22 protein-coding genes and 1 pseudogene are annotated in these 20,818 nt (G+C 44.5%); 9 read left to right on the top strand and 14 right to left on the bottom strand.

From position 1 onward, the window contains the following. Positions 1–17: 17 nt before the first annotated feature. The 5 genes from QN079_RS06025 to QN079_RS06005 form a co-directional block, all read right to left on the bottom strand. The gene (locus QN079_RS06025) at positions 18–641 is read right to left on the bottom strand and encodes a YitT family protein (protein ID WP_016610336.1); all 624 of its coding nucleotides are present in this window, start codon (positions 639–641) and stop codon (positions 18–20) included. A 164-nt stretch (positions 642–805) separates the two neighbouring features. Next, the gene (locus QN079_RS06020) at positions 806–952 is read right to left on the bottom strand and encodes a hypothetical protein (RefSeq protein WP_270274008.1); all 147 of its coding nucleotides are present in this window, start codon (positions 950–952) and stop codon (positions 806–808) included. After that, positions 952–1,365, bottom strand: a complete 414-nt coding sequence (locus tag QN079_RS06015; RefSeq protein WP_270274007.1) for an NAD(P)H-binding protein — start codon at positions 1,363–1,365, stop codon at positions 952–954. Before QN079_RS06015 ends, QN079_RS06020 begins: the two co-directional genes overlap by 1 nt. Positions 1,366–1,425: 60 nt before the next feature. Next, positions 1,426–1,833, bottom strand: coding sequence for a MerR family transcriptional regulator (locus QN079_RS06010; RefSeq protein ID WP_086292141.1), 408 nt, complete (start codon positions 1,831–1,833; stop codon positions 1,426–1,428). 88 nt (positions 1,834–1,921) lie between these two features. Beyond that, the gene (locus QN079_RS06005) at positions 1,922–2,902 is read right to left on the bottom strand and encodes an aldo/keto reductase (RefSeq protein ID WP_142437080.1); all 981 of its coding nucleotides are present in this window, start codon (positions 2,900–2,902) and stop codon (positions 1,922–1,924) included. A gap of 209 nt (positions 2,903–3,111) precedes the next feature. On the opposite strand from QN079_RS06005, the gene QN079_RS06000 reads away from it, so the two are divergent. Beyond that, complete coding sequence (locus QN079_RS06000) at positions 3,112–3,477, top strand: HIT family protein (protein ID WP_142437079.1); 366 nt, start codon at positions 3,112–3,114, stop codon at positions 3,475–3,477. A gap of 65 nt (positions 3,478–3,542) precedes the next feature. On the opposite strand, the gene QN079_RS05995 is transcribed toward QN079_RS06000, so the two are convergent. From QN079_RS05995 to QN079_RS05985, 3 genes are read right to left on the bottom strand one after another with little or no spacing between them, the layout of a single operon-like run. After that, a complete protein-coding gene (locus QN079_RS05995) occupies positions 3,543–4,391 on the bottom strand; it encodes a PRD domain-containing protein (RefSeq protein WP_015509473.1) in 849 nt (282 codons plus the stop codon). Positions 4,392–4,411: 20 nt separating this feature from the next. Then, complete coding sequence (locus tag QN079_RS05990) at positions 4,412–5,875, bottom strand: glycoside hydrolase family 1 protein (RefSeq protein WP_005235257.1); 1,464 nt, start codon at positions 5,873–5,875, stop codon at positions 4,412–4,414. A 46-nt stretch (positions 5,876–5,921) separates the two neighbouring features. Beyond that, positions 5,922–7,754 carry a beta-glucoside-specific PTS transporter subunit IIABC gene (locus tag QN079_RS05985; RefSeq protein WP_142962706.1) on the bottom strand — a complete coding sequence of 611 codons (1,833 nt, stop codon included), beginning with the start codon at positions 7,752–7,754 and terminating at the stop codon, positions 5,922–5,924. A 336-nt stretch (positions 7,755–8,090) separates the two neighbouring features. On the opposite strand from QN079_RS05985, the pseudogene QN079_RS05980 reads away from it, so the two are divergent. The 8 genes and pseudogenes from QN079_RS05980 (at position 8,091) to QN079_RS05945 (ending at position 15,384) form a co-directional block, all read left to right on the top strand. Continuing rightward, positions 8,091–9,013: pseudogene (locus tag QN079_RS05980) on the top strand (dihydrodipicolinate synthase family protein). Continuing rightward, positions 9,003–9,662, top strand: a complete 660-nt coding sequence (locus QN079_RS05975) for an HD domain-containing protein (protein ID WP_142437077.1) — start codon at positions 9,003–9,005, stop codon at positions 9,660–9,662. Before QN079_RS05980 ends, QN079_RS05975 begins: the two are co-directional and overlap by 11 nt. Positions 9,663–9,953: 291 nt before the next feature. Next, positions 9,954–11,018, top strand: a complete 1,065-nt coding sequence (locus QN079_RS05970; protein WP_142437075.1) for an ABC transporter permease — start codon at positions 9,954–9,956, stop codon at positions 11,016–11,018. A gap of 11 nt (positions 11,019–11,029) precedes the next feature. Beyond that, positions 11,030–11,746: an ABC transporter ATP-binding protein gene (locus QN079_RS05965; RefSeq protein WP_005225713.1), complete on the top strand. Its 717-nt coding sequence runs from the start codon at positions 11,030–11,032 to the stop codon at positions 11,744–11,746. After that, the gene (locus tag QN079_RS05960; protein ID WP_142437074.1) at positions 11,743–13,230 is read left to right on the top strand and encodes a phytoene desaturase family protein; all 1,488 of its coding nucleotides are present in this window, start codon (positions 11,743–11,745) and stop codon (positions 13,228–13,230) included. The genes QN079_RS05965 and QN079_RS05960 overlap by 4 nt, the downstream gene beginning before the upstream one ends. Then, a complete protein-coding gene (locus QN079_RS05955; protein ID WP_010747951.1) occupies positions 13,220–14,143 on the top strand; it encodes a phytoene/squalene synthase family protein in 924 nt (307 codons plus the stop codon). Before QN079_RS05960 ends, QN079_RS05955 begins: the two co-directional genes overlap by 11 nt. Before the next feature lie 2 nt (positions 14,144–14,145). Then, entirely contained in the window at positions 14,146–14,706 is a 561-nt protein-coding gene (locus QN079_RS05950) for a TetR/AcrR family transcriptional regulator (RefSeq protein WP_010747950.1), read from the top strand. A 99-nt stretch (positions 14,707–14,805) separates the two neighbouring features. Next, on the top strand, positions 14,806–15,384 hold the full coding sequence (locus QN079_RS05945) for a TMEM175 family protein (RefSeq protein WP_185932198.1): 579 nt from the start codon (positions 14,806–14,808) through the stop codon (positions 15,382–15,384). A 106-nt stretch (positions 15,385–15,490) separates the two neighbouring features. Here QN079_RS05945 and QN079_RS05940 read toward each other — a convergent pair whose 3' ends face one another. Genes QN079_RS05940 through QN079_RS05915 form a run of 6 tightly spaced genes read right to left on the bottom strand, consistent with a single transcriptional unit; the run spans position 15,491 to position 20,806 of the window. Beyond that, positions 15,491–16,495 carry a sugar kinase gene (locus QN079_RS05940; RefSeq protein WP_086295013.1) on the bottom strand — a complete coding sequence of 335 codons (1,005 nt, stop codon included), beginning with the start codon at positions 16,493–16,495 and terminating at the stop codon, positions 15,491–15,493. A gap of 10 nt (positions 16,496–16,505) precedes the next feature. Then, the gene (gene dagF, locus QN079_RS05935) at positions 16,506–17,255 is read right to left on the bottom strand and encodes a 2-dehydro-3-deoxy-phosphogluconate aldolase (RefSeq protein ID WP_289230521.1); all 750 of its coding nucleotides are present in this window, start codon (positions 17,253–17,255) and stop codon (positions 16,506–16,508) included. Then, positions 17,252–18,358: a DgaE family pyridoxal phosphate-dependent ammonia lyase gene (locus QN079_RS05930; protein ID WP_142437070.1), complete on the bottom strand. Its 1,107-nt coding sequence runs from the start codon at positions 18,356–18,358 to the stop codon at positions 17,252–17,254. The genes dagF and QN079_RS05930 overlap by 4 nt, the downstream gene beginning before the upstream one ends. After that, positions 18,342–19,454, bottom strand: coding sequence for an amidohydrolase/deacetylase family metallohydrolase (locus tag QN079_RS05925; RefSeq protein WP_142437069.1), 1,113 nt, complete (start codon positions 19,452–19,454; stop codon positions 18,342–18,344). Before QN079_RS05925 ends, QN079_RS05930 begins: the two co-directional genes overlap by 17 nt. A gap of 4 nt (positions 19,455–19,458) precedes the next feature. Next, the gene (locus QN079_RS05920; RefSeq protein ID WP_142437068.1) at positions 19,459–20,553 is read right to left on the bottom strand and encodes a DUF871 domain-containing protein; all 1,095 of its coding nucleotides are present in this window, start codon (positions 20,551–20,553) and stop codon (positions 19,459–19,461) included. 1 nt (position 20,554) lies between these two features. Further along, entirely contained in the window at positions 20,555–20,806 is a 252-nt protein-coding gene (locus QN079_RS05915) for a hypothetical protein (RefSeq protein WP_005235223.1), read from the bottom strand. Between the last annotated feature and the right edge of the window lie 12 nt (positions 20,807–20,818).

The following is a 20,818-nucleotide window of genomic DNA, read 5'->3' as shown; positions in this document are numbered from 1 at the left end:
GGTTTGCTTCTGCTAGTTTATTCTAGTTCTGCTGTTTCTTGAACGTTCACTGCTTTTTTTGCCTGTGTTTTTTGCTCGATCCGCATAAAGAAGCGCATGAAAAAGGCAATCAAATAGATAGAGAAAGCGGAAATGAGGGCTTCTTGCCAAGAAAAAATCAGGAGATTCAACAAGATGATGATCAGATTGGTTAAGAAGACACCACTAGACTTTCGAATGCCATAGTATTTTTCCAAAATCAGCGGCGGAATCGTGACCCCACCATTGGAAGCACCGATTTTGTAAAGTGAAAAAATACCGAAGCTAAAGAAGAAACTACCTAAAATCAAGGAAACGGAATAAAAACGCAAGAGCATGATCTCTGGTAAAAGCGCCAGAAGAACGGGAAATGCCAGACTGCCGATAACCGTATTGACAAAGACCTCTCGCTTTAAAAGCAAAAATGCCAACGCCAGCATCAATAAATTAATCCCCCAGACAACGATATGACGATTGATCGACCAGCCGGTTTCGATCAGATAGCCGATCGACCCGACACCAGCAGAAGCAATACTGTGAGGCAAAAGGAAAAAGTTTAATGCGATGCAGATCCACAGCACCCCAAGCAATAAAGCAAGATTTTTTTTGATAAGTGATTCCATCAACGTTCTCCTTTCAATATGGCAACTAATTTTATGGATAAAAGCTTCTGTCTATTCTATCAAAAAAAGCTCAAAAGAAAGAACCATTTTTTTCATGAAAACATGAAAAAAATGATTCTGAACTTCAAGAAAGTATGTTGGTTTTCATCACAAATGCACAGGCTTTAGGCTGTATAGCAGTGATACATCGCAAGCATTTCTTCTGCGACTGCTTCTTGCCATCCCCCTGGCTGTAACATGCATTCTTCCATTGATGGCAAATGAACAAAGCGAACAGCCAACTCTGAGCCTACAATCAATTGGTAGGACATCAAGCGATTTTTTTCTGCAAGAGCAGCTGATGCTCTTCAGGGGCAAGAAAAGGCGCTGTTAAGTCTGCCAATTGCTTCAATGCCGCCGATGTACAAAGTCTTTTTTCGGGTGCGACACTGATCAATTGGTTGACCTGTGCTAATTTCATTGCCTCGATCACCCGCAGCGTTGCCCGAGGATCATGGATATCCGTCAAAAAAACCGACTGGCAGCCTTGCAATGCCCGAACGAGTCGTCCTAAATCGAGAAAGTCACCATCAATGATCGTCTCACGCGCAGCATCGATCTCATGCAAACGCTCCGTTGCACGGCGGGCATAGAGTACGAGTGGTCGATTGGTTCTTTCCAAAAGTTTTTGCCGTGATCGCTGACCGATCGTGCCAGCAGCACCTAAAATCGCAAGTCGTTTCATAAGCTCCCTTTCATTTTTGAAAAATTCAAGCCTCGTTCTTTGAGTAGAAAAAATGGCTTGTCATAAAGTCTGGTTGACGAGATTGGCTTTGCGTTGACGCAGTCGTTCTTCAGTCGGCAGAACATGCTCGTCGTAATGTTCCAATTTGTATTCTAAACGTTCAACAGCTTCCGTCATATCTGAGATTTTCTCCCGCAAAACAGCAATTTGTTCGGCTAACAGCTGCTTGCGCTCAGGAACCGTCCCTCGACCTTCTTCAAATAAAGCCAGGTAATGACTCAGCCCATCAATCGATAGTCCAGCGTTGCGCATTTGTCTGGCAAAGATGATCCATTGTAAATCATCTTCATCGAATTCACGAACACCATTTTTGTTGCGTTTGACTGCCGGGATCAGCCCAATTTTTTCATAATAACGGATGGTATCAGCGGAAGCACCGCTCAATTCACTAACTTTTTTGATATTCATGGCTTCACTCCCTTTGTTTCGCGTTTTTTCTTCCTCATTCGTGGTGTATTCCCTCTTTAATCAAGGAGCCGCTTTTGACTGTGTCTGATTATTCCGCTCCTACCACTGCATGAGGCAAGTAAGGTTCTTCCAAATACGCAATCTCTTCGACTGTCAGCTTCAAGTCAAGGGCTGGTAATGCATCCAATAAGTGGCTTTCTTTTGTTGCGCCGATAATTGGTGCGACCACTTGTTCTTTTTGCAATAACCAAGCCAAGGCGATTTGCGCCCGTTTGCTTTGGTGTTTGTCAGCAATCTGAGCGACCCGTGCCACGATCTCCCGGTCTTGTTCCATCGTTTTGTCGTACTTTTGATTGGCGGTTTTATCCGTTAAATACCGTTTGGTCTCTGCGCCCCAATCTCTTGTTAAACGTCCAGCAGCCAATGGACTATACGGCGTAACGGCAATTTTTTGATCGGCACACAAGGGCATCATTTCTCGCTCTTCTTCTCGATAAAGCAAATTCAAGTGATTTTGCATCGAAACAAATTTGGTCCAGCCATTTTTTTCGGCGACTGCTTGTGCTTTGGCAAATTGCCAAGCGTACATCGCAGATGCGCCGATATAGCGTACTTTTCCAGAAACTACCAAATCATGTAAGGCCTTCATGGTTTCTTCTATTGGCGTGTGGTAATCCCAACGATGGATGATATACAAATCAATGTAGTCCATTTGCAGGCGTTTTAAGCTTTGTTCGACTTGATAAAAAATCGCTTTTCGAGACAAGCCTTCACTGTTAGGTCGCTGTTTCATTTTAGAATATAGTTTTGTGGCAACCACGATCTCATCCCGGGGCGCAAAATCATTCAATGCTCGACCGACGATTTCTTCGCTCGCTCCATAAGAATAGACATTTGCCGTATCAAAAAAGTTGATGCCCAGATCCAAGGCTTTTTTGATGACTTCACGACTGTCGTCTTCTTCTAACACCCACTCATGAAACCCGCTGTTGGGATCGCCAAATCCCATTGTTCCTAAACACAAAGGTGACACATCAAGTCCTGTATTGCCAAATTTTACATAGTCCATTTGTACGTCCTCCTGTTTTTTAAGTTACACTAAGCATACAGGTTGAAGTGCACTCTAAGTCAAGCGAATCTATAAACTTTTTTTTATTTTACTGTCAATTGACTCAAAAGGACATGCTTTTTGTCGTGCGTTTCATTTCAAATCAGCTTTTGGTACACTAAAGATAAGTATTGATACGCTATCTAGCCGAGAAAAAGGAGCGAAAGATTTTGACTTGTATTTTTTGTACTGCCTCAAAACATGCGATCATTGAAAACGAACGCTTTTATGCGATCCCTGATAAGTACCCCGTCACCCCTGGCCACTTGCTATTGATCCCCAAAGCGCATCGCAGGGATTATTTTGCTCTCACCCAAGAGGAATTACAAGACTTGCAGGCTTTGTTGCAGGAAGGCAAAGCTTATTTATTGGAAACCTATCGACCAGACGGCTTCAACATCGGCTTCAATTGCGGGGAGGCTGCTGGACAGACGGTCTTTCATTGCCATTGTCATTTGATCCCACGCTATCAAGGCGACGTGGAGCAGCCAAAAGGCGGCGTTCGAGGCGTGATTCCTAACAAGCAAGCCTACTAAACACAAACAAGCCGTTTCTCCAGCAAAGGGAAACGGCTTGTTTATGTTTGTTAAAATGAGGACGCTTAGGAATTGATCGCTGAATGATTCATCAATCGATTGATATGAACGCCTAGATAGACGATTTCATTGACAGGGATCTTCGTTTGGTATTCTTTATCGATATAGGCTTTGACTTTTGTCGCGATCTCCATAGCATTCGGATAAAGAGCCCACATTTGACGGTATAGTCCTTCATCTTCTTCTTGCAGCAGCCCATCCAAAAAGAATCGGTCAACGAAGAAACGCACGTGGGTGATAAAGCGATTGTAATGGATCGAATTGGTGTTGACGTCTTGCTGGATCGAGTAGCGCACCATATTGACGATCAATCCGATCAATTTGGCCTTTTTCAACCCATCTTGATTTTCCTCGGTGTTCGACTGGGCATTGATCAAATGAAACGCGATATTGGAGGCTTCTTCTTCTGGCAGCTCAATTTGATACTTCTCTTTCAACAAGCGTAGTGCCTGTTCGGCGGCTCGAAATTCATCTGTATAGTAATTCTTGATTTCCCAATAGAGCCGATTCGTCACACTCAAGCCTTTTTGCTGACGTTCTACAGCAAAGTGCAAGTGATCCGATAAGGTGAGGTAGATCGTTGAATTTAGCGGATATGGCAGCATTTTTTGCGCCAGCTGGACGATTTCTTTGGTCATTTCAAAATAGTACAACGGAATCTCATCCACCAAATCGGCAAACTGACCCGATTTTTTTTCATCGATTGGCAGAAAAACTTGATCGATCTGGGTATCGGCTATGCTGTCGCCGACTTTCTTTCCATAGCCGATCCCCTTCCCAAGTGCAATCATTTCCTGGCCTTCCTTATCAACAAGTACGACACTTGAATTTAAGACTTTCTTGATGTAAATCATGCACTCTCGCTCCTCACTGTTTATTCTGCCAAACTTGCGCCATTGGTAGCGATCACTTCTTTGTACCAATCGAAGGAATCTTTTTTCAAACGGTCATAACTGCCGTTTCCTTCATCATCGGCATCCACATAAATGAAGCCGTAGCGTTTCGTCACTTGTGACGTCCCCGCACTGACCAGATCGATCGGTGCCCATGAAGTATAACCAATCAAATCGACTCCTTCATCGATGGCTTCCTTCATTTGTTTGAAGTGTGCCTTGAAATAATCGACCCGATACGGATCATGCACTTGACCGTCTTCAAGGACATCCACGGCACCCATACCATTTTCAACGATCATCAATGGCACTTGATACCGATCATACAATGAAAGCAAGGAGATTTTCAAGCCTTTAGGATCGATCTGCCAGCCCCATTCAGTTGACGGCAGCTTGGGATTTTTTACCCCTAAAACCGTATTGCCCGGTGTCCGTTCCGCATGTGGGTCGCCTGATTCAGCCATAGACATATAATAACTGAAAGAAAGAAAATCAACGGTGTGATCTTTTAAGATTTGGCGGTCTTCTGGTGCCATTTCAATCTTGATGCCCCGTTTTTCGAGATCTTTTTCAATCATTCGCGGATAAGCACCTTTGACTTGAACGTCCGCATAAAAATCATTTTCCAAGTTTTTCTTTAAAGTTAATTCAACATCCAATGGGTCACAAGTCAATGGATACGTCATCAACTTCGTGATCATACAGCCGACTTTGTTGTCGGGATTTATTTCATGGGCGATTTTTGTCACTAATGAGCTGGCCACAAATTGGTGATGGAGGGCTTGATATACGTCTTGCTCTTCCTTACCAGCTTCTGATTGCTCAGGAATGAGACCTGCTGTTGTAAAGGGATGACGATGGATACTGTCGATTTCGTTAAAGGTCAGCCAATACTCCACATACTCCCCAAATTCTTCAAAGCAGACGGTCGCAAAACGGACAAAGTCATCGATCACTTTACGTTCCACCCAGCCATTGTACTTCAAGCTCAGCGCTAACGGCATCTCATAGTGAGACAACGTTACGATCGGTTTGATTCCCAAACGCTGCATTTCTTGGAAGACATTGCGGTAAAAAGCGATCCCTTCTGGATTGGGTGTCGTTTCTTCCCCAGTTGGGAACAATCGGGTCCATGCAATCGATAAACGCAATACTTTAAAACCTATCTCCGCAAATAAAGCCAAATCTTCTGGATAGCGATGATAGAAGTCGATCCCTCGGCGTTTTGGATAGATGGTATCCGTTGAATCCGCCATTGCTTCTTTGACGGCTTCAACAGTCACACTCATATGTGCTGCAAAGTTTTTCACGTCGACATGAGGTTTGTAAGTAGCCACATCCGCTACCGACAAGCCTTTGCCGCCAAGATTCCATCCCCCTTCTACTTGATTTGCGGCGATAGCGCCACCCCATAAGAAGTCCTTTGGAAAAGTTGTTTCAGTCATTTTTTCAATCCCCTTTTACATTGTTTTTGTTGCATTGCTCATTGGTTTAGACGATCGGTGCAATCGATAAAACACCTTGTTCGTTGCGCTCATCGGTTGATTCGATCGGTTTGACAGTAAAGTTCTCTTGATTGGTGACCACACAGATCACGATTGGATCAAACCCAGCTGCTTTGATGGCATCTAGATCAAATTGAATCAGCGGTTGCCCTTGTTTCACTTGATCCCCCGCTTTCACGTATGGGGTAAAGTGTTTGCCTTCTAATTGAACGGTATCCAAGCCGATATGAAAGAGCAATTCTGCGCCATTACGAGTTTTTAACCCGATCGCATGGTTGGTTTCAAACAACATCGTGATTTCGCCATCTTCTGGTGCGATCAATTCGCCAGACGTCGGGATGATCCCGAAACCTTCTCCGATCATACCGCTTGAAAAGACTTCATCGTTGACTTCAGATAGGGCTACCACTTGGCCTTCTACTGGTTTACTCAATACTTCGGCTTTCGGATCGGCAACTGTCGTCTTATTTTCCACTGTTTTGTCTTTGAATAAGAAAAGGACAAGGACGAAGGAAACAGCAAAGGATACCCCTAACGTGACTAATGCCCACACAAGATTCATCGGGTTGGCTTCATCGACGAACATAGTGATACTTGCTAGACCGGGGCCAACTAATGCGAAGGCCTTGATGGCAAACAAACCAGCCACCGCACCACCAACTAGGCTGGAAGCCATCACGCCGTAAAGCACTCGTTTATGCAGGATCGTCACCCCATACAAAGCAGGCTCGGTGATGCCAAAAAGGGCGGAGATGCCTGCAGAAACAGCGGTTGAACGAAGTTTTTGGTCTTTGGTCCGAAAACTCACCGCAAAACAAGCACCAGCTTCTGCAATGTTATGTGCCAATGAGGCAGGCAAGTATAACAGCTCTGCCCCCATCTCACTCATGGACGAAACAGCATAGGGAATCATGGCTTTGTGCATACCAGTAACCACCATCAATGGTAAAACAGCGGCTAAGATCCCCGTTGCCACCCAACCTAAATGGGCATGCAGCCAAATGATTGCTGCTGAGAAAATCGTTCCGACTTCAAAGCCTAATGGGCCTAAAATCAATAAAGCAACTGGAACCGTAATAACTAAGCTCATCATCGGAACAAAGAAGATACGGATCGGTTTTGGTGAGATTCGGGTAAACAGCTTTTCAATTTGAGCGTAAAATAAAACCGTTAAAATGGCTGGAAATACTTGTGACGCATAGGCGATATTTTGTAAACCGAAGCCCATGAACGCTGCGCCTTCTGTCAATAGTGTCGTTAGTTCAGGCAAAATCAAGGCACCGACAGCGGAAACCGCCACCAATTGGTTGACCTTTAATTTATTTGCCGTGGTGATCGCCACTAAAATCGGTAAGAAATACAATGGTGCGCCACCGATCAGATTCAAAATTTGATACGTTTGGCTGGTATTGTCCATCAATCCCGTGACAGAAGCAAGTAACAGTAAGGATTTCAAGACGCCCCCACCGGCGACCGCTGGAATCAACGGTTGAAAAATCGAGATAATAAAATCAAGCAGAACCGCACCCCACGATTGTTTTTGTTTGCCTTCACTTCCTCCATCCGCTGTTAGCTCATGACCTAACACGTTCATCACCTCATCATACACTTCGACGACATCATTGCCGATGATGACTTGGCATTGGACGTTTTGTCGCACCCCAATCACGCCATCGACTTTTTCCAAGGCATCTTTTTGTACGAGGCTATTGTCTTTTAAGGTAAAGCGCAAGCGTGTGGAGCAATGTTCCAAATGTGCGATATTTTCTTTTCCGCCAATCAACTCAACGATGGCAGTTGCCGTTTCTTTTACATTCATAATTTTCTTCTCCTTTAATTAGTTTTCCTTTGTTGGCCAAACAAAGAAAAAAGCAGGCAGGACCTACAAAAACATTGAACGGAATCCAACGATCCCTTCCATGTTTTTTATAGGTCCTGCCTGCATTACCAGTCACATGCCTGTTTTATTACTTGCATAATACCATGCTTTATTTGAAAACGCAACCACCGTTTTAAAAATATTTTGCTAAGCCTTTTGCTGAAACGAGAAGTTTGCTACACTTAGTGGATAATCAGTTGTTTCGTCTTCCTTGGCTTGCACCAGAAGCAAGAAGAACATCGCTGGCTAAACGTATCACAAGAAAGGATGAATCGGATGACTTCATTGAATCACTCATTGCATGTTGCCGTCCCAACAGCATTTGATCATGCAGAAAGACTTGACACGAAAAGAACGATCGCTCATATCTTGCAACTGCAAAAGCAAGGGATCAAATCGGTTTTGGTGTGCGGCTCCACCGGTGAACAGCACTCATTGACCTTGACAGAAAAAAACAGCTTCTACATGCCTTAGCGCAAGAAACCAGCTGGGCAGCCGATTTCGAAGTCCTCTTCGGTTTAGCTGGCATCGTATTTCATGAAACGCTCGCGTTGGCAGAAGCAGTCAGCAAAAATCCCCGAATCGATGGTGTGGTTTTAGGCTTTCCCCCTTATCTTTGCCTGACGCAAAAGGAAGCCGTGCTCTATGCTCAGGGATTGATCCATACTTGCGAAAAACCAGTTATTTTATACAACAATCCCCGCCGCACGGGCTTTGATTTATCTGCAGAAAGCCTCTTGACCTTGATCGCTGACCCTCGGGTGATCGGCTTAAAAGAAGCTGGCAGGAAGGAGCGAGTGCCTCAACTAAAAACAAAGACGGCTGCCGATTTTCGCTTTTATGCTGGTGGTGAAGCGGACTTGGCGGAAAAGGTCGCACTAGGGTTTAACGGGCTGTCATCAATGGCAGGAAACCTTTGTCCCAAGGAGATCCAGGTGATTTGGCAGGGCTTATTGAAAGGTGATGCAACGATTTCTACGTCGAATGAATGGCAGAATATGGAACAAGCAGCTGCTGGCGATCCAACCAATACCATCAGTTACCTTCCGTGGCTCAAGCAGCAAATCACCATTGATGGACAGCCCTTTGGCTTTTGTCGTCAGCCGCTAGGTCTAGCAACAATTGATCGGTTTGGCACTGGCTCAATTCCCCCTCATCTAGCACATGAAAGGCAGGAGAACCAGACAAATGAAGATTGATGCACCGATTGATCCACAACTAAAGCACTATATTGAAAGCTCCATCATCCCGCAATACAACCAATTGGATAGCAGTCACTCCCCAGCGCACGTCCACCAAGTGATCCAAAATAGTTTTGAAATTGCTGAAACATTGCCCGTTGACCTGAATATCGTCTATACGGTAGCTGCCTACCATGATATCGGCTTGCTCTATGGCCGCAAAAACCACGAAAGCAATTCCCGCAAGATCGTTGAACAAGATGCTGTGTTGCCACGCTTTTTCTCTCCTCCAGTCATTTCCATGATCGGCGAAGCTGTAGAAGACCATCGCGCCTCGCTGCCCTATGAGCCTCGCTCGCTTTATGGCAAAATTATTTCCGAAGCCGATCGCGACTTAGATTTTGAGCGAATCCTCAAGCGAACCTTGCTTTTTGCTTATGAGAAAAAGCAGCTCACAGATTTAGAACAATTGCACCAAGAAGCGTATCAGTACATTTCAAAGAAATATGGTCCTCAAAGTGAACTGAAGGTTTGGTTGGATTATCGCAAAAACCAAGACGGTTTAGCGATCATCTATCAAAAATTAGCACAACCTGAAAGCTTCCGTCACTCCTTTGAAAAAATCGTGCCGTTAGTTATCGCTACAAGCAAAGAAACTGACGATTGACACTTTGATCCAGCACCAGACTTCAAATAGGAACCCTCTGATTCAGCGCCGCAGTTGTGTCTGCACTGAATCAGAGGGCTTTTACTGTTATCCTAGTTCTTTCCCCAGCTCCTTCACTGCTCCTATTGAAATCAGGGGGCAGCAACTGGTTTTCTTCAATCAACAGACGCCTCTTCTAAATAACCTTCCTTTTTTCACCGAATTTACTCTTTGTAAGCAAGATAGTTTGCTGAAAATAAAAAAAATGGTATTTTTATTTTATCAAGTGATAAAATAGTAGGAGGAATCGTTATGTTTTTGGCAATCAATGAAATACGCCATTCCAAATTGCGTTACGCCCTAGTCACCGGGGTCATGTTTTTAATCGCCTATTTGGTCTTTTTTTTAACTGGGTTAGCTTATGGGTTGGCTCAAGATAATCGGATGGCGGTCGACAAATGGGAGGCAGATCAAATTTTGTTGACCGAAGAAGCAAATGATAATTTAAACATGTCGATGCTTCCTCGCAGTCTTTATGATGAAGTCGATGCACCAGAAAAAGCAGTTTTGGCGCAAACCGCTGGGGTTGTGACCAAAGAAGACAACGGTGAAAAAGTCGATGTCACCTTTTTCGGCATTGATCCAGATCAATTTTTAGCACCAAATATTACCGATGGCGAGATGTTTACTTCAGATGATGAAGCGGTCGCCGACAGCAGTATTGAGGAAGAATACGGGATTTCCATTGGTGACACCATCAAATTAGCAGGCAGTGACAAAAAATTAAAAATCGTCGGTTTTACAGATAACGCCCGCTTCAGTGTCGCTCCGGTCCTCTACACGTCGATCGGTGCCTATCAAGAAATTCGTTTTGAAAAAGAAGATGATTCTGAAAATGCCCGTATCAACGCGATCGTGACTCGTGGCAAAATCAAAGAAGTGCCAGATGATCTGGTCGCTACGGATATCAGCAAATTTATTAATGAATTGCCTGGTTACAACGCGCAAGTGCTGACCTTTGGCTTTATGATCGGGTTCTTGATCGTGATCGCTGCCATCGTTATCGGAATTTTCATCTATGTGCTAACGATGCAAAAATCAGAAATTTTTGGTGTCATGAAAGCTCAAGGGATCTCTAGCCGCTACATTGCTTTTTCGGTGATCGCCCAAACGTTCTTATTGGCAACCTCGGGTGTTTTGATCGGTGGTTTGGCAACGATCGGTACCGCCCTCGTGTTACCTGCGGCAGTGCCATTCCAAATCAATCTATTATTCTTTGCTAGTATCAGTGTCATGATGATTCTGATCGCGATGCTAGGTGCTTTCTTCTCGGTGCGAACGATTGTAAAAATCGACCCATTGAAAGCAATCGGATAGGAGGAAAAAACATGAGTGCCATTGAATTCAAACAAGTCAAAAAATCATTTAAAGATGGGGATGCGACGATTGAAGCCTTGAAAGAAACCAACTTTTCGGTAGAAAAAGGCGAATTTGTCGCCATCATCGGTCCTTCTGGCTCTGGGAAAAGTACCTTTCTAACGATCGCCGGTGGCCTGCAAGCCCCCTCTGAAGGCGAAGTGTTTATCAATGACGAACCCTTCAGTAAACAAAAAGAAAAGCAACGGGCAAAAACTCGTTTCAAAAAGATCGGCTTTATTTTACAAGCTTCCAACCTTGTCCCTTTTTTGACGGTCAAAAAGCAACTCCAATTAGTGGATAAGGTCAGCAAAGAAACCCAAGAGCAATCAGCAACTGAATTGTTTGAACAACTTGGGATCGAAAAGCTGCAGAACAAATACCCCGATGAACTTTCTGGTGGTGAAAGACAGCGTGTGGCTATTGCCCGAGCGCTCTATCATGATCCCACCATCATATTGGCAGATGAACCAACGGCGAGTCTTGATTCAAAAAAAGCCGTCGAAGTCGTCAAAATCTTAGCAAAAGAAACCAAAGAAAAACAAAAAGCCACCATTATGGTGACCCATGATACCCGTTTAACAGATTATTGTGATCGGGTTCTCGTCATGAAAGATGGCGTTTTAGAAGAAAAAGAACACACGAAAAAAGAAGCCGAATCAGATGATTCGCAGAAGGAGCAAGCATGAAAAAAATTATTGTTGTCGGTGCGGGCGTGTCAGGATTAGCTGCTGCTGTCCGTTTGCAAAAACTTGGCTATGACGTCACCCTCTACGAAAAAGAAGGTCAACCTGGGGGCAAAATGAATCAGATCAAGGAAAACGGCTTTACCTTTGATGTGGGCCCCACCATCGTGATGATGCCTGAAATTTATCGTGAAGTGTTTGAATTTGCTGGCGTTGATCCGAATGACTATATTCCTATGGAGAAAGTCGATCCGATGCTGCAGCTGTATTTTGCCCAAGACGAACCGCTGACCTTCTCAAATGACTTAGTAGAATTGACCAAAACGCTAGAAGCGATCTCAGAAGAAGATGCTCAAGGCTATTTTGCCTTTTTAGCAGATATTTACAAACGCTATGTGATCGCCAAAGAGTCCTTCATCACCAAGTCGTTTCGAACATGGCGAGATTTTTACAATCCCAAATCATTATGGGCAGGGTTAAAGCTGCGAACGTTTAGTGACGCCTACTCTTCCATTTCTAAATTTGTCAAAGATGATCGCCTGCGTAAATCATTGGCGTTTCAAACCTTGTATATCGGTGTCTCCCCTTACCAAGGGCCGTCCCTTTATACGATCATCCCTATGATCGAGTTGATGTATGGGGTCTATTTCATCAAAGGCGGCATGTATACGTTAGCCACTGGTATGGCACGTTTGTTCCAAGAATTAGGCGGTACGATCCATTACAATACGCCGATCGATGAATTATTGATCGAAAACAAGCAAACCAAAGGCGTTCGTGTCAATGGAGAAACGATCACCGCAGATGCCGTGATTTGTGCGGCTGATTTTCCTTATGCCATGGAAAGCTTGATTCCTGATGAATCAAAACGCGGCAAATACACCAATCAAAAAATCGCTTCGATGGATTACTCTTGTTCTTGTTTCTTGCTTTATTTAGGACTGGACAAAAAATATGAAGATAGCGCACTCCACAGTATTTATTTTGCCAATGATTTCAAACGCAATGTAAACGATCTTTTCGAGGCTGGCAAGCTGCCAGAAGATCCTTCCTTCTACTTGTATCGTCCAACCCTGAAAGATGCTTCCTTAGCACCTGATGGTCAAGAAGGTCTTTATGTTTTAGTCCCAGTACCTGAATTATCTAAATTTGATCAATGGACAGATGAAACGATCCAAAGCTACCGCCAGCAGATCATTGGATTATTAAAAGAAAAAACGATCTTTACGGATATCGATGAACACATCGTGTATGAAAAAATGTATACGCCAGATACGTTCAATGATCGGTTCAATGCCTACAACGGTGCGACATTTGGCTTGAAACCGACCTTAGCCCAAAGCAATTACTATCGTCCCCATAATAAATTTGATTATGCAGAAGGCCTATACTTCTGCGGCAGCAGTACGCATCCAGGAGCGGGTGTGCCAATCGTGATGCAAAGTGCCAAGTTAGCTGTGGAGGAGTTGTTAAAAGATGACCGTTAAATCATTAAGCGTCTTTGATGAATACGACAACGATTTTTTATACTGTGAGGCCATCATAAAAAAGCATTCGAAAAATTTTCATACCGCCTTTTCTCAATTGCCAAAAGACAAAGCCCGCGCCGTCTATGCCGTCTACGCCTTTTGCCGACGTGCCGATGATGCCGTCGATGAAAAGCAAGACCCATTGTTGATCGAAGCCATGAAAAAACGCTTGGAAGAAATGCAAAAACAAGTATCAGACGATACGATCGACTTGCCGCAAGCCGTCAAGGAAGAAGATCCTGATGAAGCCATTTGGCGGGCATTGACCCTTTCTTTCCAACAGTTTGATCTGCAATTCCAACCCTTTTTCGACCTATTGGTGGGGCAAAAACAAGACCTTGACTTCCAGCAACCCACCTCTGAAAAAGAGCTTTCTGACTATAGTTACTACGTAGCTGGCAGTGTAGGTCTGATGCTCTTGCCGATTCTCTCGCAAGCAGCCGCTGCGATTCAAGAGCCTGCCATCAAATTGGGTGAAGCGATGCAGCGCACCAATATTTTACGTGATATTGGCGAGGATCTGCGGATGGGCCGCATCTATTTGCCGCAAACGGTCTTGGCGCAATACAACCTTTCGCGAGAGGCTTTAGCAGCTGGCAATCAAAACCCGCAGTTTATCGAGATGTGGGAACACGAGGCGCAACTGGCAGAGACGCTTTATCAAGAATCTTTTGTCATGATGCCGCAAATCGATGAAGATTGCCGTGAAGCTCTATTAGCAGCTGCTTTGATCTATCGGGAAATCTTGACTGTGATTCGCAAAAACAACTATCAAGTATTTGCTGAAAAAACAGCGGTACCGAAACAACGGAAAATCCAACTTTTGTTTACCGCGAAAAAAATGCTTCGTCAGGAACGTTGGGAGGGCTGACTTTGAACTTGCGAGAAAAAATTTTACGAGTCGCAGAGAACCTGTTTATGCAGCAGGGGTATCAAGCAACTTCTACTAGACAGATCGCAGAAGCCGTCGGCATCACCCAACCCAATCTTTATTATCACTTCAAAGGCAAAGAAGCCATCTATTATGAAGTGATGGTTTCTTTGGCACAAGAGGTTTCTGGAAAGCTAAATCAGACCGTTGAAGATACTTCCTTGACGATCTCTGAAAAAATCTTGAACATGTTTCTTTTTTTAAGAAGTCGGCATCGGATCAATTTTTATATGATGATGCACGACATTCAGCATACCGTTTCTGAGGACACTTCTAAAAAACTGTACTTGCTTTGGCGGAAAAATTATAAAGAACCGTTTCTTGACTTGTTTCGTCGCAGTGATTCCAATCTCCGTTCGGATGTCGACCCAGAATTTGTCACCAGTCAATTGTTAGTACTGATGGCGGCTCATTTGGACTCACCAGAAAAAGAAGACAAGATGCCAGAAGCGATCGATTTGTTTTTATTCGGTGCACTAGGCAATGGGCCAATTGCGAAATAGCTGGAACGTTGGCTTTTGTCCCGAGAATAATCATTCGACGAATTTCTGACAATCGCGTACACTGATCCAGTAAACAGAAACTTAAAAGGATGGATGTACATGTCAAAAAATCGAATCGAAGCCTTTACCGATGCGGTCATTGCGATCGTAATGACCTTATTAGTATTGGAATTGCACCAGCCCGAAGGCGATACCTTTGCTTCTTTTTTAGGAGTGGAACAGCAATTTATTATTTATTTGATCAGCTTTGTGATGTTAGCGATCTACTGGAACAATCACCATCATCTATTTCAAGTAGTGTCTAAAATCGACGGTTGGACCTTGTGGGCGAATCATTTGTTGATTCTGGCACTGACCCTCTTTCCTTTTGTAACGTCATGGGTCAGTCGTTATCCAGTCGCTCTTGCCCCACAGCTACTATACGGGGCTGTCATTTTATTGACGGATTTCAGCTATTTCCTAGTTGGAAAATCCTTGGTTCGTGCCAATCCTGACAATCAAGCCATCGTGGAACTGTTTCGCGGATACAAGAAACTCTACTTTACGTTGTTTATCAACGTGCTGGCATTGCTCCTCGGCTGGGTGATCCACCCCCTATTTATCATCACACTGGATAGTCTCGTGCTATTGTTGTGGGTGATCCCTGAGAAAAAAGTAGAAACCTTTTTAAAACAATAAAAACACTTGCGTCCTTCTCCTAAAAGCGGTGAATGATTGCGCACAAGCAGCCGATTGGTCTACTTTTGCACAGTCATCCATCAAGAGAAGGACGCAAGTGTTTTTTCTAGCGAATCAAGTCTTTCCCAGGTGCCCGTAAGACTTGTTCAACTTGTTCTTTGGTGGTTAAGGGGACATCTCCCAGCATCGTATGAGCCAAAACTGCATTGGTGATAGCAAAATCAGCGGTGCGTTGGAGCGACCATTTTTCGGCATAGCCTAATAATACGCCAGCAGCATAGGCATCCCCTGCCCCGATCCGATCCAACACTTGCAGGAGCTGCGGTGCCGTTTCATAGGTATCTTGTGCCGTAATGATCCTTCCGCTGATAAACTGCTTGTCTTCCACGGCTAGACGCCGTGTCCCGCAGAACCATTCTAATTGATACTGGTCAATAAAGGATTGGATCAATGCAAGCTCGGCGCCTTCTGTTTCCTCTAAGGGATAAGCCAATAGCTCCTCCAAGTCACGGACAGACCCGAAAACTAGGTCACAATAGGGTAGGATCGTTTCATACCGTTGTTTCAGTACCTCCCGATTTAATTCTTCATTCAAGCTTGGACGGAAGTTGAAATCAAAGCAGACGCGAATCTGCTTGGCATGGGCCTGTTTCGCCAAAGCCAAAGCTGTTTGCCAGGTTTTCTCAGTCAAACTAAGAGAGATCCCGCAAATATGAATGAGATCGATCGTTTCTAAAAATCCATCGATAGCATATTCTTCTGGACCTGAAACGCCAAAGGAACTATGATGGCGATTTTGATACGTCACATAGGTTGGACGAGCGCCGTAGCCGATCTCGGCGAAATAACTGCCGATATGACTATATTTTTTGCCAACAAATGCCGTTTGAATCCCATAGGAACGCAAGCTGGCTTTTGCCGTATCTCCTAATCGGTTGGCTGGCACCTGCGTCAGCATCGACGTCGTCAAGCCGAAATGCGCCAAATTGCCTAACAGATTGACCCCTGTTCCCGTAAAATCCATTCGCAAAGAGTGGGTCTGTTCCAACGTTCGATATTCTGGTGGCGTCAACCGCATCATTACCTCACCGTAAGCACCGATCCGCATCATTGATCCCCCCCTATTTGGCTGCTGCCAACACCTTTTTCGTCATTTCTGCTAATGTCTGTACATCTCCAGGGCGTGTGTCCCCTGTTTCTCCATCGATGATCGAGCTGTAAATATGTGGAATGATTTTTTTCACGCTTGCATCAACAGCGATCTGCAAGATTTCTTCAAAGTTTTCTAAATCGATACCGCCGGTCGGTTCCAAATAAAAATCATTCGCGGCACAAGCCTCGGCTACCGCTTGATATTCTGCTTTATGAGCCAACCCTTTCATTGGAAAATACTTGATAGAACTAGCGCCCATGTCTTTTAATAAAGCGATCGCTGTTTCAACTGGGACTTCTGCAGCTGGAGTTTGTGAACTCAATGGACCAGTCGCAATATTGACATAGCCGACTTTTCCCGTTGGTGAAACAAGGGCATTGACGATCGTTTCAGATTGTCCTAGCAAACCTCGTGAGGTCCCCGCTCCCGTGAACACTTGGTTAACATGCTGTGGTTGAAGAACAGCGGAAATTCGGGAGACCATTTCACTTTGATTGGGGTCGCCAGCACCAAGCCCTACAGAAAGGGCATTATTTGTTGCCACTTGATAGTTCTTCATGTCAGCGATAGCCGCCTCGTCACTATCATAGTTTTTTGATAAAACACCTAGGACGATGTTGCCCTCTGCTGCTTCGTAACAAGCTTTCGCATTGTCGATGGAGTTTGCTAACACATTTAGACAGACACGGTCAGCGAAATAATTGGGTGAAGTTTTCATTTTTGGGTTGCTCCTAACATAATTTCTTGTAAGCGATCGGTGATCACTGCCATTTCTTGTTCATTGACTGCTCGGATATCAAATTCAATGATGCCGTTATTGGCTTGGTACTCACGGGTATAAATCGCTGGTTCTCCTGCTTTTAGTGCGTCGATCACTGCTTTGGCACTTGGTTCTTTCACTTTGACACTCGCCCGATAAATGTCTCTGCCAGCGCTGTCTTGAACGATTTTTGCTTCGAAACCAGTGATTTCATTGATTGCCGCAATAAATGGTTGCAGACGCTCTTGCATCGAAGCCCCAGATTCTGTTCCCTCCGCTAGATAATCCGTCATGGCTTGGGTAAATCCGAGAATATTGTCTTTACCGATTTTCATTGCTCGACCTATCCCTTTGGATTGCAGGCGTACCCAAGAGACATAGGGCTGCTTGCCGATCACTAAGCCAGCACTCGGTCCTGACAGTGCTTTCGCACCTGAATAGATCACTAAATCAGCACCGGCTTGGGTATAGGCAAACAAATCTTCCTCAGCAGCCGCATCAACGATCAATGGAAGATCGTGTGCCTTGGCAACTTCGGCCGTTTCTGCTACTGTCAACATACTTTTTTGAACGGTGTGATGACTCTTTATGTAGAGGATCGCCGCCGTTTCGGGCGTGATCATCTGTTCAATGTGCTCGGGAGTACACATATTGGCATAACCTGCTTCCACGACCTTCCCACCACCTTGTGTCACCATCACTTCCACTGGTGTGCCATAATCTACGTTGTGGCCTTTGGGCAAAATGATCTCCCGTTTACTGATTTTCTCACTGTAAGGGTGGTACAAATGATAGCTGTCGCCTTGACCGATGAGCGCCGCCACTGATTGGGCGATCCCCGCTGAAGCAGAAGAAACAATCTGTGCATCTTCCGTTTTCAACAATTTTGCCAAATAGGCACCGGTTTTTTCTGCTAGATCTGCCATTTCAAAGAAATGTTCCCCGCCATAGCGCTGGGCTGCAAGTACGCTTTCGCTGACTTTCGAGACACCTAGAATCGTCATTTTGCCAGAAGCATTGATGACTTCTTTCAAGTCTAATTCTTCAATATTCAGTGTCAAAAAGTTCCCCTCCTATCACCGCTTTTTGCGGCACGATCTGTTGTGTCGTGATTCGGCGATTGCCGTTAGAATCCGTCAATTCCTTTTCGCCCGCTTCAAAGCGGAAAATCGTAAAATCAGCATCATATCCCAATGCGATCTCGCCTTTGTTTTGTAAATGAAATTGCTTCGCAGGGGCACTGGTCACCTTCTCGATGATCTCACGCCAATCATACCCTACGACCGCTAATTTTTCCATAGTCGTCGCTAAATCAAAGACTGGTCCATTGGTACGATTGCGAATGTAGATATCTGTACTAATGGAAGAAGCCTTCAGCTGATTGGCAAAGGCTGTCTCCGCCACGTCAAAATTGAAACTGTCTGTCCCATGACCAATATCGAAGACCAAGCCTTTTTCATAGGCGTCAAAGACGAAAGGCTTGATGGTTTGGTTCGTCTGATCCAAAAATCCATTGGCTTTGCCGTTAAAGCAATGGGTCACCACATCGCCTGTTTCCAATTCAGCGAGAATCTCTGCTAAATTCGGTGGTGCTGAACCAATATGGACCATCAAAGGCAGCGGTTGATTTTCAGCTTGGATCGTTTTCGCTAATTTCAACGGCGTGATGCCATTTTCGCCGATCACCGTTTTGCTCATTCGGGCTTTGATCCCGACGATAAAGTCAGGAAACTTCTGCAGTGCTTCTTTGACCAATTCTTTTTTGACTTTTGACAGATCCGCAAGTTCATCCTGCTCTACGATCCCCCATTTGGAAATGTTGACTAAAGCAAAGACATTGGTTTTGGCTTCTTTGGCTAAATCATAAAACCGATGGATATTTTCAGCGCCCGTCGTCCCCGCATCGATAACGGTCGTGACGCCTTGTTTGACACCGATCTCGTCTGGATAATCATAATAGAGCGTCATTTCCTCGAAACAATGGACATGGTCATCGATCCAACCAGCTGACAAGAACTCCCCTTCTGCTAAGGTCAGCTCTTGTTTCGCCTGCTCCTGCAATGTGGGTGCCAGAGCAGTGATTTTGCCGTCTTGAATCCCAATATCAAATACTTCTTCATCGATCGTGCGGGCTTGACGAATAATCAAATCAAACATTTCGTTACACCTTCCTCTCTGTGAAAGTGAATTTCGACCAAGGATGGATAAAGGGCAGCAGAACTAACTCTTGTTCGACGATCGAACCGATTTTATTTTTTCGTGGATCTGAGTGAGGCTCTAGCACGACTTGCAGCTCGTTTTTGTACTTGCCAAAACGATCGTTGCCGATCACAACGTCCCCTCGTTGAAAGACGCCTTCGTGGTCATGGACAGGATTGTCATGGTTCTTATACTTTTTACGAACTTCTGTGGAACGGATCATCCGATCGGTGATGTCGCCTCGACGGTAATGCTGCTCGTTCAGGGCGATTTGGCGTTCAACTTCATTGATTTCAGGCACAAATTCAATAGCAAATGCGGTCTGATAGCGATCAATCGCTCCTAGCGCTGCCAATTCTGCTTCAGAAGCATAAGCATTTCCGATAATGACATCGTCGATCAAGCCTGTGGCAAACAAATGTTTTGCGGCAGTTTCTACAGGCATTTTCCGGTGCATTTCTAAGGTCGGTAAGCCATCATTGATATCCCAAGGTCCGATCGTTCCCGTTTGAGAAGAGATAAATGCGGCAGTTCGAATGCCTTTTTCCTTGAAACGACGACTGCATTTTTCAAAGAAATCATAGGGCAAGGCAGTCCCTTCTTGCGGATAGAAATTGTGGCAGCCATATAAGTAAGGAATGTTGGCTTGATAGGTCAAAATATTGTCTAAATATGCCACATCATTGCTCATATTCAATTCAACAGCTAAGCCAAAGGGATTGTAGGTCAACATCGCTTCTTTATTGCCGTCAAAGCCTAAATCTAAACGAATCCCATCGGCACCTAGTTCATGGAAAAAGGTCAAGTCATCATAGGAGATGCCTAGTTCCGAAAAGATGGCTGGTGCCACGTCTAAAATCGTTTCATAGCCTAATCCTTTGGCAAAATCAATCAACGCTTTAAACTTTTTCTGCACGTTTTCTTTGCCGTCACTCACTTCCAGCATACTCATAAAAATGCGGCTAAAGCCATAATCATGGGCTAATTGCAGATAGGCTTTGTCTGTTTCAAAATCACTGTGATCGGGATACACCGATACTCCTAGTTGTCTTTTCAACTTATCTCATCCTCATTTCTTCATAAAAAGCAGTAAAACGTGTCAGTAAAAGCGAACTGCAAACAATCGTCGCCGTCATCGTCAAAAATGGTCCCCACGGAAACTGACGGCTCAGTAGGATCGCTGCAGCAACGCCAAGAATCCCGAACAAAAGCATCCGCCAAAACGGCACTTCTTGAATTTTTTTCCCTTGTGCTGATTTTGTTAACCAAATTTGACAACCAAAAAATAAACAAATGGCATAAATCCCCATGTTTGCACCTCA

The organism is Enterococcus sp. FZMF (assembly GCF_030263915.1).
Lineage (GTDB): Bacteria > Bacillota > Bacilli > Lactobacillales > Enterococcaceae > Enterococcus_D > Enterococcus_D casseliflavus.
This window is presented reverse-complemented; position numbering and strand designations above follow the sequence as displayed.